Genomic DNA, 14,178 nt, shown 5'->3' on the forward strand with positions numbered 1-14,178 from the left:
AACTTTGAATACAACAAATGGAAAGGTGTTAAATCGCTATCATGTCATTTTCTTAGCACAAAGTATTATGATTGGTACCGGTATCCTTTCACTACCTCAAAAACTAAGTTCTATGGGCTATACACAAACATTTATGCCGCTTCTCTTTGGCGTGATTGCCAGCCTGACGCTATTTGCCATGGTATGGCTTTGCTCTCAATTTCCCAATGATGATTTATTTCGGATGAATGAAATACTATTGGGAAAATGGCTCGGAAAGTTTATAAATATACTCATCATTATTCAATTTATTGTCTTTAGTGCAGGAATTATTAGTAATTATATGCACTTAATTCAAAGCACAGCTTTACAGGAACAAACAATTACCTTGCCTGTACTTTGCTTTTTACTGTTGCTTATTTACATCGTAAGTGGAGGCATAAAATCAATTGCACGATTTTGTATGATGACATTTTTTATCACGATTGGCGTCATCTATTTTACACGCTGGGCGATTGAAAAAGGTGATCCTAGTCATTTTTTGCCTCTATTTAATTTCACGCCGAATGAATTTTATGAAGCGTTAAAGCAAGGTTATTTTTCTATACTTGGTTACGAATTGATCTTATTTTATTTTCCTTATATCATCGATCAAAAAAAGGCCTTCCGTCATTCCTTAATAGGCATTTGGATTAGTATTTTTTTATGCTTTATTACAACAGCTATTAGCGTCATGTATTATTCAGAGTGGCAATTGAAAAATGTAGAGTTTTCAGTATTAAACTTGTTTAAAGCTGGAGAATTTACCTTTATTGAGCGAATCGATATCATTGGCATTACACTTTGGGTTCTTCTTATACTATCCTCGGTCACAGCCTATGTTTGGTGTGCAAAAAGGGGTGTGGATACCTTACTTAAAAAGAAAAAACAAAATTATCAGCTATATATCATCGCCTTCATCATTTTTATTATTATAAAAATGCCTTTTTCGCGTGAATTTCAAGAAAAATTATTTATGGCAAGTAACTATATGGGCTATTTGCTGGTGATTTGGCCCGTGTTTTTAATTCTGATATATATAATTCGAAAAAAGCAGGTGCAGGTATGAAACATAAACAGCTATGCATCATTTCTTTTTTGATTTTAGTTTTACTGGTAGGTTGTTCTAAAAAAGAAATAAAAGTTCCTCTAGAGGATGTTGGGATGGTAGATTCGATGGCCTTTGATTATATCGATGAAAACCAGATGAGACTCACAGTAGCAATTCCTCAATATTCTCCAGACGCAGAAAAAGACACACAAACGTTTTCTATTACAACAGACTTAGTGTCAAGCGGCATCGTGGAAATCGAAAAGCAATCCGATAAGAAAATAGTCTTCAATCAATTGCGAGTTGTCTTAGTAAACGAAGATTTTGCACGGAAAGGGAATGTTCGAAAAATCATTCAGCACTTATATCGTAATGCAGAAGTAGGTAATAAAGTATTGATAGCCGTGGTGAAGGATAATGCGGAAGCGATTTTAAAAGGGGATTATCCTGATAAGCCAAGTATTAATTTCTATTTGAATAATCTATTAGAGCCTAGTATTAATACTGCTTTTAATCCAAATACTAATATTCATGATTTTATGTATTCGATTACCAATCCAGTAATTGATACAGTCTTACCTTATGTTGAAAAACGAGGGGAAAAATTAGAGATAAAAGGCGTTGCCATATTTAAAGGGAATCATATGCATGAATTAATTAAACCTGAGGAAGCACTTGTTATCCAAGCATTAAGTGGACGGAAGAACCTTGCGCCTCTGCATCTGGATTTAAACGCGGGACACGGAGAAGAAAAGGTAATGATCGATTTAATCGAGAGCAGTGTGAAAAAAGAGAGTAATAAAAATATGGAATCACCCAAATTAACGATTTTCTTAAAAATTAAGGGTACATTAAGCGAATATAAGGGAGAAAGAGAGTATCAATTATTCACGGTTGAAAGTATTAGTGATTTAGAAAAAGATGTGAATAAACAGCTTGAACAGGATATTGGTGGTTTTTTAGAGCGATTAAATAAAACAGAGGTAGACCCCGCTGGCTTAAGTGAGGAATTCAGAATGTACCATCATGGAAAATGGACGACGAAAAAAACAAGAGAGCTCATTGGGAAATTAGACGTAAACGTCCGTGTAGAAACGTCCATTATTAGTACAGGTACATTAAAATAATAGCACAGGCCAACTCGTCAAGAATTGGCCTGTTTTGTTAATGTGCTTTTCGCATAATAAAGCTTAAATGTCTCCCTGCTTGTTTGTCTTGACGGTAAGAAAAGCCATCTGGGCTAAGGAATGTACAGGTTTCATCAATTTGAATTTGTTCAGGAGGAATACCCGCAAGCTCACATTGTTTTTTGACCGTTTGTTGATTATCAATATGATATTTTTTCGTTTCTGCATTGTAATACATAAATTCTTCGGCATAGCCGAGGCTGTGAAACTTTTCATAAACATCCGCATCTACCTCAAATTTTTGCTGACTCAGCGCCATACCAATTTGAACATGAAAATCCTCTGGTCGACATTGTTCTTCCTTCATCAGATGCTGAAACAGTTTGGGTGTTATTTCTTTAACGGTTCCTTGCCATCCTGAATGAATAACACCGACGAGTCCATTCACAGCATTATAAAAAATAACTGGAACGCAATCTGCCGTAAAGCTACATAATAGTAAGTTAGGCTCTACTGTATAAAGCGCATCGGTATTCTTCACCGCTGTATCCATTTGCGCTGCCCCACGTCCTTGATCGGCTAATGTGACTTTATGGAAGTTTGCACTGTGTGTTTGCTCTGTACAAATAAAATTTTGTAAGTCACAGTTCAAAGTCGCGGCTAAATGCTGACGATTGTCAATTATAGCTTGAACATCTTGGCAACTATGCAAAGCCATATTATTGTGCTCTACTTCCATCTCATCTTTTAAGGTAGTCCCAGCAATCAATTGCTCATTATCTACATACATTTTTATTTTCATTTAATCACCTCGTTTTACTATATAGGATTGCTTATGGAATGTATAGGTTGCCGTAGCTACTCTTTTACCCGTCTATCAAACTTTTAGACATATCGAATCGATTTCCTCACATATAGTAGAAGGAATGCTAGAGAGGGGGAGAGAGTGAATGTTGAGTGAACAAGACATATTATTAATTTGCCAAGTAGGCATGGGACTTTTTTGGATATTTACATATATACTTATTATTTATAAAGGATGGCAAGATAAAACCTATGGTATGCCTATGGCAGCTATTTGTGCCAATATTTCATGGGAATTTATTTTTGCCTTTTTCTACCCACAAAATGACCTCCAACGCTATATTACGCTGATTTGGTTCGTATTGGATGTCTTTATTTTAATGCAATTTTTACGCTATGCTCCAAATGAATATCGAAAGCTGCTATCAAAAAAGCTATTGTATTTCTCCTTTTTGATCTCGTTAATTTTCAGCATGCTGATCATTTTAGGCATAGTCTATGAGTTTCAAGATTTCGAAGGAAAGTACGTAGCATTCTTCCAAAATCTTATGATGTCAGGGTTATTTATTGCTTTATTATTGAAAAGAGGGAGTTTAGCTGGCCAATCAATGGGGATTGCAGTGTGTAAGATGGTGGGTACATTATTTGCTGCAGTTGGCTTTTATCTCTACTTCCGCACGCCATTGATTACCATTATTTCTGTAGCAACACTCTTTTATGATTGGCTCTATATTCTTTTAATTTATCGATTGCAGCGTAAGCAATTAGCAAAATAGGATATATTGTGCAAATTTTGAACACCAAATCTATTGGTAATGTATGCCAATTACAAATAGATTGCAACTTGATGACAAGCCGAATGACAAAGAATAGCGTGATAAAGGGCTTCGACCATTCATATTGCGTGCTTGTCATACAAATGTAAAAATCCTTCCAAATATTTTGTGATGATTATGGCTCTGAAACTATTTACGATAATGGTAGAGCAAATAGGAAGGATGATTAACATGTTTAAAAAAATAAAAAAAGCAGCACTCGCTTCAGTAATAGCAACTTCATTATTAGTACCCGTTGCGGCAATGGCAGCCGAATCTTATACAGTGGCATCTGGAGACACGCTATGGAAAATAGCATTAAAAACAGAAACGGGTGTACAAGAATTAATTGATGCCAACCCACAACTTGCCAATCCAAATCAAATTTCCCCAGGGCAAAAAATTAACATCCCTGTAAAAGAACAGGAAACGGTTGAACAAGAGGTTGTTAAACTTGTCAATGCAGAACGCGTAAAAGCAGGTCTTTCAGCATTACAAGAAGATTGGGAGCTAGCTAGAGTAGCTAAATATAAGTCGCAAGATATGCACGATAAAAATTACTTTGACCACACAAGTCCAACGTATGGTACACCTTTTACAATGATGAAAAACTTCGGTATTACGTATAAATCTGCTGGTGAAAATATTGCAAAGGGTCAACGCTCCGCACAGGAAGTTGTAACGGCCTGGATGAACAGTGAAGGACACCGTGCCAACATCCTCAATAAAAGCTATACACATATTGGTGTAGGGTATGTACAGGACGGTAACTACTGGACACAAATGTTTATTCAAAAATAAAGAATCGCATTATTTTGTACTGAAGCTTTCTTACAAGAGTTGAAAATGATAGAGCATCTACTGGCTAATTAGATAGCTAGTTGATGCTCTTTTTTAAGTAAACGCTGCGGGTATTGGGTGTAGCTTCGCGGGTATTGGGTGTAGCTTCGCGAGTATCGGGTGAAGCTTCGCGAGTATCGGGTGTAGCTTCGCGAGTATCGGGTGTAGCTTCGCGAGTATCGGGTGAAGCTTCGCGAGTATCGGGTGTAGCTTCGCGAGTATCGGGTGTAGCTTCGCGAGTATCGGGTGAAGCTTCGCGGGTATTGGGTGAAGCTTCGCGGGTATTGGGTGTAGCATCGCGAGTATTGGTTGTAGCATCGCGGGTATCGGGTGAAGCTTCGCGGGTATCGGGTGAAGCTTCGCGGGTATTGGGTGTAGCACCGCGGGTATTGGGTGAAGCTTCGCGGGTATTAGGTGTAGCTTCGCGGGTATTTAGTGTAGCTTCGCGAGTATCGGGTGTAGCACCGCGGGTATTTGCAGCAGCTTCGTGAGTATTCCCCTTGCTTTACAAGTACAAACCTTGCTTAAAGACGATAACGATTTTAAATGTTAATAGTTCAGTCATTAACATTCGTCAGTATTGTCATGTTTTTTTGCCAGGTACAATGAAATGGAGCGTGCTGATTGTTCCGCCAATTGATTTTACTGTGAGAGCCATCTATGGCAATGTTCAAGTAAAGAGTGGATTGGGCTTAAAGCCACAACAGGGAGCAGTAGATTTCGTAGATGTGAAAACTTCGGATTGGTATAGTGACGCAGTTAGAACGGCACAGCAATACCAATTAATTACTTGATTTGAAGATGATTGCTTCCAACCGATGGAGCTGCTGACACGCGAACAGGCGAAGGCGATTATTTCCAAGGCGATGACGTTAACAGGACTGAAGGAACAGTTACCAATTCAAAATACCAATGTAACACTTCTACAATTTACGGATGATAGAAGTGTAGCTAGATGGACACGAGATGATGTAGCAGCATGTATCATAGCAAGTATTGTCACGGGCCAAGGTCATGCGACTATTGCAGCGAAGGCAAACGTGACACGTGCAGAAGTGATTACCATGCTCCAGCAATTATTAAAGAAATCTGATTTAATTGCCTAAGGTTAATTTCATGAACGGCAAAAGGCATCGATGTGATAAACTCGATGCCTTTTGTCTAAAGTTTAAGCGTAGAACTACTGCTGATTTTTAAGTGCAATGGCTTTAGCACGGGAGTTCACGCCTAGCTTACTATAAATCGTGGATAAATAAACACGAATAGTACCTTCTGATAAATGCAGCTCATTAGCTATTTCACGATTGGTAATACCCTCTGCTAATAAATCATACATTTCCTGTTCCCGTTGTGTCAGTATTGCCAGTGGCGTTGTGTTGACAATGGCGCCTTCCCGTAGATAGCTAAAGTATTTAGTGGGAATGGTATCCCATTTTTGATCAAGTTGTTCCAAATAACTATCTATCAATGGTAATAAGTCTTTTTCATCTAAAAATGTTCGAACATAATAGAATTTAACTGCAAGCTCGAACGCTTCGTGTAATATGTCTAAGGCAATGGCTTGGTTACCTAGCTTGTGATGACAAATAGCTTCAAGCACAGTTGCTTCAATTATTGTAGCAATTTGTCCTTCCTGCTGTGCTTTTGTTTTCACCTGAATGACCGTTGTAAGGGCGTCATTTGGTAGTGCTTTTGCTAAGGAGAGGCGGGCATGTACCAATTGCCAAAACGGTTGTTTGGTTTTAGTAGCCTGTAAGATGACATCCGCCTGCTGGCTATCACCATTGCGAAGATAACAATAGGCTTGCATAATTTGGATAGGTGTTCGCCAATGTTTTTCCGTTATATCCTCATATAGCTGTCCTAGCATGGCTAGAGCGGAACTTATTTGATTTTGCTCGACATAAATTTTTGCCTTTAATAGATACATCGGAATAAATAATCCAGGATCTTTCAATTGATGGCCTAGCTTGATAGCAACTTCTAGTTCCCTTTGAGCCCATTCTAGTAAGTTGCGCTCATATAAGGATTCAGCAGCAACCCCATAGCTAAATGCTGTGACATTCGCTGTTTGTAAAGATGTTTCTCTAAAAAGCTCACTGATTAAAGCGCCATCTTCTAATAGTTGAAGTTGTCCTTTTGATCCAATACTAGTGCGTAAAAGTTTATATTCAAAACTGTTATAAGGAATAGGGACATGATCCCAACGCGAAGAAATAGGCCCCTTTGCAAGCTGCTTGCGCATAATGTCCGCTACTACCTGTAAATCTCCACCTGAAGCCACAAGTGCAAATGCTTTCGCACTTTCGTATATATAAATCATCGCGGCATGTTCTTCCTGCTCCATCCACTGTTCTGCTAATTGACGCATCTCTAGTTCTTGCATAAGTGAGGTGGCTGTTTCCACTTCCATTGCTGAGACTGCTGTCAGGAATCCTATGACAAGCATTTCATAGGTAGCATTGTACTGTGCAAGACGAAGCTGCTGTAACCAACGCATAAACGTAGCGGTTTGTCCTGTTAAATAGAGTTGAACAAGATGCTCAGTGATCCATGATGCTGCCTGCTCATAATGTTCATGTTGTAGGACTAGTTCTATCGCCGAGACATAGTCACCTTGGTCATGTAGGAATTGAGCTGTGTCAAACACAAGGTCATGGATTTCTTGTGTGGTAAATTGTCTACTTAATTCCATTTGTAAAGCTTCAGCTAATAAATGGTGGTAACGAAAAATGGGCTTGTCAGCTTGTAGACGAAGTGTAAATAGCCCTTTAGCTTCAAAATTTTCCAATAACTCACGACTATTTGTCTGCTTGGTCAATTGATTACAAATAGCTGGAGTTAGCTCTCGTAATAGGGAGGTGCGCAGGAGAAACTCTTGAGTTTGAGATGGAAGGCTATGAATAATTTCCTCCCATAGAAACTCAGAAATAAAGGGTTGTGCAGTAGGTTGCAATGACTCTACTTCCTGTTCATTGACCAAGCTCATTAACAATATGCCAGCAACCCAACCCTCAGTTTTGTCTACTATATTTTGTAATTGCTGATGCGTTAAAGAGACTGAATGTTTGGCAGAAAAAAATCGCCTCGTCTCTTGAAGCGTAAACCGTAAATGTTCAGAATGAAATTCGTGTGCCCATTGTTTAACACGCCATTTAGCTATGGGAAGGGGAGGAACTGAACGAGTCAATACATAAATATGAGCATGATGTGGCAGATACTCTATGAATTGAGTCATCAGTTGATGAATGCTAGGGTTGTTAATCAGATGATAATCATCTAGTACAATATAAATAGGCTGTTCGGTTGTGTTGATTTCTTCGATTAAAGAATGGATGAAAAACTCAAGTGTTGCAAAGTCCTGTGTATTTAAAAGAGGTGCTAGCACTTGATCTATTTGATTTTGATAAGCCTTGGCAATAGCATGTAAAACATATGTCCAGTAGCGAATAGGGTCATTATCGGCTGTATCCAGTGAAACCCATGCGATTGCCTTTCCTTTATATTGAAGCCAACTGCTAAGTATACTTGTCTTCCCATACCCTGCTGGTGCACGTAAAAGGGTTACCTTAACATGTTTATGTTGATCGAATAAATCGAGTAATTGCGTTCGTTCTATTAGCGTAGCTGAATGATGTGGTATCGTGATTTTAGAAGATAATAATGTGTAAGGCATCATATCCCTCTCCTTAATTTAAGAAAAATTTTACAATATAATTTTTATTTTACTAAACTATCGCTTTTTTTTCGTATGTTAATAGACCTATCATTGCTTTTTACTAGTAGTCAATAAGTTTCTCCTAGTGTATTTTAGAAATATGACGTAGCTATACATAGAAAATGAGCATCATAGGAGGGAGTGATCAATGATGAATAAAAAGGTTATTTTTATGTTCTTGATTTGCATGACGATGTTCTTGTTTAGTCAAAAAGGTACTTATGCAACAACTGTTCCAGCTCCTGTCGGTGATATATATGTGCAAGATTTTATGGAATTACTCACAAAAGAGGAGAAAGCGCAATTAATACAGATGGCTAAGGAATTGGAGGAGGAAACATCTGCAAAAATTGTTCTATTAACGATACAAACAACAGGTGAGCAAACCATTGCAGAATTTGCGAAAGAGGCTTTCCGACAATATGGTGTAGGGGGCGAAGGTGTTTTATTCGTATTAGCAATGGAGGATCGAAAGACACGTATTGAAGTTGGTGATGATTTAGCAGGCATTATTTACGATGAACTAGCAGGGCAGATTCTTGATGACTACACTATTCCAGCGTTACAAGAAGAAGAGCCTAATCAAGCTATATTCAATACGTTTGAGGTATTAATTCAAACTGTGAAAGAAGGGCATCTATCACAGTCAAAAAGTTGGAATTTTGCAGAATGGGGCTTGACTGACTGGCTGGCATTTTTACTGTTTGCTGCTATTGGACTTACTACAGCATTCTTCCTTATCCTTTTTATTATGGGATTGTTTATGAAGGGTGATCAATCAAAAGGTGCTAAATCTCGTTCTGAGGATTCTACAAGCTATTGGCATAATAATGACAATGATTCTGGAGGTGGCGGCGGGGCTGATAGAGGATGGTAGCGTTAGTTGCCTCACCATCTGTAAGAAAAAAACACGCTACAATGTCGTGCAATTGTAGCGTGTTTTTGCTGTCTTAACAAATAAAAATAACCAAAAAACAACACACTATGAGCAATAGACGAATAAGATGTCTCTGTAGTATGAAGATAGAGGTGGTGTTTATGGTTGAAAAAGAAGTGGTTAGCTACAAGCGGCATAATCTGGATGCTAGGTCTAGTAGGATGTGATAAAGAAGCGGTCAATGATAGCAAGCTAGAACAAGAAATTCAACAACGCGAAGAAGTACAGCAACCTGTTACATATGAACAAGAGCAATTGATTGAGCCTATTGTAAAGGTTGTTGATCCAACTACGAATAAGGTAATTACAACGATATCTCCAAAGGAATTTGGCTTCGATACAGACCCACAAGCCTATCAAAAGCACATAGAACAATTAGCAAGGGAATGGGCGAGAGGAACAGATACTTCAGATGGCTTTGATCAGCGTATGCTGCTTGATCGACTGGATGAAAATGGGCAAGTCATCAAGGGGAAGCCGCAAATCATTTTAAAGGAAAGTGAACTAGTGGAGCGAATTATAAAAGCTTCAGCGACTGGTGGTCAGGTAGAAATGCCACTCTATATAACAGAAAGTGGCTATTATTTTGAGGATCTTCCTTTATTAGAGGAAGTAGTTGTTGCATCCTATACGACGTATTTCAATCGTGCTGATTTAGGAAGAAATAAAAATATAGAGCTTTCTGCAAGAGCCATTAATAATGTGATCTTAGGCAGTGGCGATTATTTTTCTTTTAATACAATTGTGGGACCGAGAGACGAAGCAAATGGCTATCAGCCTGCACCTGAAATTATTAATAAGAAGGTAGTCATGGGTATTGGCGGTGGAATCTGTCAAACATCTTCAACTCTCTTTAACGCAGTAGATCAAATTCCAATCAAATATGTGGAGCGCCATCATCATTCCTTAGATGTAGGGTATGTTCCAAAAGGTAGAGATGCTACGGTTTCTTATGATACGTTAGATTTTAGGTTTCAAAACGCAAATGACGTACCATTTTTAATTAAGGCAAGCTATGGAGAGAATTCTCTAACAATTGAAATTCGAACGGCAGAAAAATATGTAGAATTATTGAAGAACTCATAATGTCGTGATAAGACACCTCTGGACGTTGGTGTCTTTTTTTGGATGGCATGATATAGTTAAATTGATACAGATTAGAAAACTTTTAGGGGAGGAAAAACAATGCATCCTAAACTACAAGCAGCTATCGATTCGATTGATTTATACCAAGTAACTTACCCAGAGGATGCTTGTGTCATCGTGGCAGATACGGAAAGAGTGCTTGCCTACAAACCAGGGAAAAAGGTTGACTTAAAAGTTGGGGTTGGTGATCCAGTACATAAATATCGTGGAACAGCAACAGAAATAGCGTTAAGCTCGGGAAGATTTATAAAAGAAGAACGTAGCGCTGAAGGATTTGGTATGGCCTATATCGCCTCTGCCCAGCCTATTTTTGAAGGAGGACGTGTTATTGGCGTATTAAGTGCCATTATTTCGAATGAAAAAATGGATAGTATGCGCCTATTGGCAACTGAGCTTTCAAGTGCTGTTGAAGAAATGACGGCCACAAATGAAGGGTTAGCCACTGCCAGTAAGGATGTATCCAATCGATTGGAAGAGCTATCTAATTTCTCAGAATCGATGACAGGCGATATTCAACAAATTAATGTGATTGTCCATTTAGTAAAAGATTTAGCTATGAAATCGAGAATTCTTGGTCTAAATGCATCGATAGAAGCGGCACGTTCAGGTGAGCATGGGCGTGGCTTTGCTGTGGTCGCTTCTGAAATACAAAAAATGTCCCAGAGTAGTACAGAAAGTGCCGATAGCATAACTGTGCAACTAGAAAACATTAAACAATCCATCGATCAAGTCAATGCATCAGCCAATCAGATTGCTGCGTTTACACAGCAATTTGCTGCGAGTATGTACGAATTAACAGATGCCTATAAAGGGGTTAATAGTACAGCAGAAAAGCTCATGCAGATTAGTGACATCAAAGGATAACTATATAAAAAGGATAATAGACAAGTGCTATTATCCTTCTTCATGATTAAATAATCTCTAAAATTTCCTGTGGTGTAGTGACACTGTATTCAGGTTCCTCGTTTTGTACGACCTCTTTGGCATCATAGCCCCATTCCACCCAAATAATGGGTACACCTGCTTTCTTACACGCAACAATATCCCTTTGCTCATCTCCAATGTATATCACGTCAGATGACTCGACATTTGCTTCCTTTAAAAACTTTTTCATTACTTTGTCCTTACCAAAAATGCGGTTGGAGCAAAGAACATCAGCTACACAATGAATACCGTTCATTTTAAGGAATTCTAAAATATTCTCCTTAGAATTAGAGGAAATAATCAGGATTTTATAGCCTCTTTTATCAATTTCTATCAAAACTTCTTTCACTCCTTCAAAAAGATGAACATCATTTAATGATTGACGATACAATTTATAAAATTGCGGTAAAATCATGGGCAATTTATACATCGGAAAGTCAAATAATTTACTGCGTTCTGAAATTGATAATTTTTTTAATGCATCAATTTCCTTCAATTCAATGCCTTTAAATTTATATTTTTGGGCTAATGTATTCCATGCTGATGCAAACACAGCAGTTGAATCTGCCAGTGTCCCATCAAAATCAAAGATAATATGCTTCATTGCAAACTTTCTCCTTTTTCATCTCGTTGTATTGACGTCTTATGCTAAAAAATGTTACATGGAATGGGCGATTTAATGCATCGTGAAACAGCAACCATTTTGAGCGTACGTAAACATCTTATGGTAAATATTATCAGATAATGCGGCGATTGCAACGGAAATGCTACAACAAAATGAGGTGTCTCCAAAGCCCATTGAGACACCTCATTTTTATCAAGAAATTATTGTGTTTTTTTCAAGAAAAACGAGAGAACGACATTAATAATTGCCAAGACAAGGCTGATAGTAAAGACAAATGCTGAACCTGAAGCCGCCGCTTCTTGCGTATTAGTTGTCATGTCACTTAGGAGCTGCTGTTGTTTTGCTGAGAACAACGACACCATCACAGCAATACCAATTGCACCAGACACTTGTTGAGAGGTTTGTGTAATCGCAATACCATCTGGAAAGTATCGTCTTGGTAAGGCATTCAGCGTATTCGTTTGGACAGAGGCTAATACCATCCCAACGCCAAGCATCATGATGATATGTGTTATGACTAATGCCCAAGTAGCTGTTTCGGTACCAGATAGAGCATAAAGTCCATAGCCGACCACAACAAGTATCGTGCCGGGGGTAATGACTGCACGAGGTCCATATTTATCGAAGAACTTGCCGATTGTAGGTGCTAATAGACAGTTTAATAGACTACCAGGAAGCAATATTAAACCTGTCACAAAGGCCGATACGAAAAGGGCCATTTGCATATACATAGGGAGCACCACTAGCATAGACAGCATATTGAAGAAGGTAATCATATTCATGAGAAGACCTAACACGAACATGGGATACTGAAATGCTGTCAAATTTAACATTGGCTGTTCCATTTTCAATTGTCGCAATACGAATAAACATAAGGCGATAATACCGAGCAAAATGACGCTAAGAACGGTAATGCTTGTCCAGCCTAAATCTCCGCCAGCACTGACACCATAGACAATGCCACCAAAGCCAATGGTAGATAAGATGATAGACCAGACATCAATAGCAAGCTGCTTTGTTTCATTCACATTGGGAATAAAGATAAAACCAAAAATGATTGAGAATAACAGAAAGGGGATGGTAACCCAGAATATCCAGTGCCAGGATAGCGTATCTAAAATCATCCCTGCCAATGTAGGGCCGAAAGCGGGTCCTGCCAAAATGACGAGACCCATAACGCCCATAGCACCACCACGTTTATTGGCTGGGAAAATCGTGAAAATCACATTTTGCGTTAATGATAATATAATCGCTAGGCCAGCAGCTTGAATAATACGTGCTAAAAGTAAGACAGCAAAGACCGGTGCGACAGCGGCAAGTATGGTACCGATTATCGAAAAGAGTAAAGACGCCATAAACATTTGGCGAGTAGTAAACTTTTGCATTAAAATGCCTGTCACAGGTACTAAAATGCCTAATGTGAGAAAATAGCCTGTTGCCAGCCATTGGATGGTTGTAGCGTCCACATCGAAGAGCTGGCTTAGCTCTCCTAGTGCAATATTTAATGCGGTCTCACTAAACAGTCCTACAAAGCCGGCTACTAAGAGAGCCACCATGATCGGACCTGTTTTTATTTCCTTATTCACTGTAAAAACTCCTTCAAAAAATGTTTGACTACCATAGAAGATCAAAACTCGGAATATTCAGAAATTTATAGATAGAATTCTAGTCTTATTTCATTCTTCTGCATGATAAAGTTATCGTGATGTGGATTATCAGCGATCGTGTTTCCTATTAGCTAGTACACCTCCGCGATACTAACTCTTCTGTTTTTTACTATAGCAAAAAAAAATTCTCAAATGTAAGCATTACTTTTAGCCTCTACTATACGATTTCACAATTTGGACAAACTTTTTTGACATAGCATTCATTTTTTGAGAGGTACGAGGAGAAATGTCTAGAGGCTGGGACAAAAAGAAAAAATGTTAGACCAAGATATAATTGGTCTAACATTTTTTTGATTTAAGAAGGCATATTTAACTTCTTAAAGTGAAAAAGCTAATATCAATTTTTATTGTTTTTCAATATAATCGAGTTCTGTCCCAGCCTCTACTTAGTGTTGAAAAACAAAACAGTCAATTGAAAGGTAGAAATGGATTTCCATTGCAGGCTACTTGCTTTCCTGTAGGCAAGCGCCAAGCCGCTTCCTCCGCTACCGCTCCGTTTAGAGGCT

Annotated in this window: 13 protein-coding genes; 9 read left to right on the forward strand and 4 right to left on the reverse strand. The window is 38.4% G+C overall.

Annotated elements, in window-relative coordinates; genetic code table 11:
- Positions 1 to 4: 4 nt before the first annotated feature.
- Together ACEVFT_RS06530 and ACEVFT_RS06535 are read left to right on the forward strand one after the other, a co-directional pair.
- Positions 5 to 1,087: a GerAB/ArcD/ProY family transporter gene (locus tag ACEVFT_RS06530; protein WP_393948843.1), complete on the forward strand. Its 1,083-nt coding sequence runs from the start codon at positions 5 to 7 to the stop codon at positions 1,085 to 1,087.
- Complete coding sequence (locus ACEVFT_RS06535) at positions 1,084 to 2,196, forward strand: Ger(x)C family spore germination protein (protein ID WP_393948845.1); 1,113 nt, start codon at positions 1,084 to 1,086, stop codon at positions 2,194 to 2,196. The genes ACEVFT_RS06530 and ACEVFT_RS06535 overlap by 4 nt, the downstream gene beginning before the upstream one ends.
- A gap of 37 nt (positions 2,197 to 2,233) precedes the next feature.
- On the opposite strand, the gene pgeF is transcribed toward ACEVFT_RS06535, so the two are convergent.
- Positions 2,234 to 2,998, reverse strand: coding sequence for a peptidoglycan editing factor PgeF (gene pgeF, locus ACEVFT_RS06540; RefSeq protein ID WP_393948847.1), 765 nt, complete (start codon positions 2,996 to 2,998; stop codon positions 2,234 to 2,236).
- Between the two features lie 148 nt (positions 2,999 to 3,146).
- Between pgeF and ACEVFT_RS06545 the strand changes: the two genes are divergently transcribed.
- The 4 genes from ACEVFT_RS06545 (at position 3,147) to ACEVFT_RS06560 (ending at position 5,761) form a co-directional block, all read left to right on the forward strand.
- Positions 3,147 to 3,776: a transmembrane-type terpene cyclase gene (locus ACEVFT_RS06545; RefSeq protein WP_393948849.1), complete on the forward strand. Its 630-nt coding sequence runs from the start codon at positions 3,147 to 3,149 to the stop codon at positions 3,774 to 3,776.
- Between the two features lie 231 nt (positions 3,777 to 4,007).
- Positions 4,008 to 4,616: a SafA/ExsA family spore coat assembly protein gene (safA, locus tag ACEVFT_RS06550; protein WP_393948850.1), complete on the forward strand. Its 609-nt coding sequence runs from the start codon at positions 4,008 to 4,010 to the stop codon at positions 4,614 to 4,616.
- 539 nt (positions 4,617 to 5,155) lie between these two features.
- Positions 5,156 to 5,449, forward strand: coding sequence for a hypothetical protein (locus ACEVFT_RS06555; protein WP_393948851.1), 294 nt, complete (start codon positions 5,156 to 5,158; stop codon positions 5,447 to 5,449).
- Between the two features lie 24 nt (positions 5,450 to 5,473).
- Complete coding sequence (locus tag ACEVFT_RS06560) at positions 5,474 to 5,761, forward strand: S-layer homology domain-containing protein (protein WP_393948853.1); 288 nt, start codon at positions 5,474 to 5,476, stop codon at positions 5,759 to 5,761.
- Between the two features lie 74 nt (positions 5,762 to 5,835).
- Here ACEVFT_RS06560 and ACEVFT_RS06565 read toward each other — a convergent pair whose 3' ends face one another.
- Positions 5,836 to 8,331 (reverse strand): winged helix-turn-helix domain-containing protein, encoded by a 2,496-nt coding sequence (locus ACEVFT_RS06565; RefSeq protein ID WP_393948856.1) that lies wholly within the window; start codon positions 8,329 to 8,331, stop codon positions 5,836 to 5,838.
- 190 nt (positions 8,332 to 8,521) lie between these two features.
- On the opposite strand from ACEVFT_RS06565, the gene ACEVFT_RS06570 reads away from it, so the two are divergent.
- From ACEVFT_RS06570 to ACEVFT_RS06580, 3 genes are all read left to right on the forward strand, one after another.
- Positions 8,522 to 9,250, forward strand: coding sequence for a TPM domain-containing protein (locus ACEVFT_RS06570; protein WP_393948858.1), 729 nt, complete (start codon positions 8,522 to 8,524; stop codon positions 9,248 to 9,250).
- A gap of 165 nt (positions 9,251 to 9,415) precedes the next feature.
- On the forward strand, positions 9,416 to 10,396 hold the full coding sequence (locus ACEVFT_RS06575) for a VanW family protein (RefSeq protein WP_393948860.1): 981 nt from the start codon (positions 9,416 to 9,418) through the stop codon (positions 10,394 to 10,396).
- A 99-nt stretch (positions 10,397 to 10,495) separates the two neighbouring features.
- On the forward strand, positions 10,496 to 11,320 hold the full coding sequence (locus tag ACEVFT_RS06580; protein ID WP_393948862.1) for a methyl-accepting chemotaxis protein: 825 nt from the start codon (positions 10,496 to 10,498) through the stop codon (positions 11,318 to 11,320).
- Positions 11,321 to 11,366: 46 nt separating this feature from the next.
- On the opposite strand, the gene ACEVFT_RS06585 is transcribed toward ACEVFT_RS06580, so the two are convergent.
- On the reverse strand, positions 11,367 to 11,984 hold the full coding sequence (locus tag ACEVFT_RS06585; RefSeq protein WP_393948863.1) for an HAD-IA family hydrolase: 618 nt from the start codon (positions 11,982 to 11,984) through the stop codon (positions 11,367 to 11,369).
- Positions 11,985 to 12,205: 221 nt separating this feature from the next.
- A complete protein-coding gene (locus ACEVFT_RS06590) occupies positions 12,206 to 13,591 on the reverse strand; it encodes a DHA2 family efflux MFS transporter permease subunit (protein ID WP_393948865.1) in 1,386 nt (461 codons plus the stop codon).
- Positions 13,592 to 14,178: the final 587 nt, after the last annotated feature.

It is taken from the genome of Lysinibacillus sp. PWR01, from assembly GCF_043359455.1.
GTDB lineage: Bacteria > Bacillota > Bacilli > Bacillales_A > Planococcaceae > Lysinibacillus > Lysinibacillus fusiformis_F.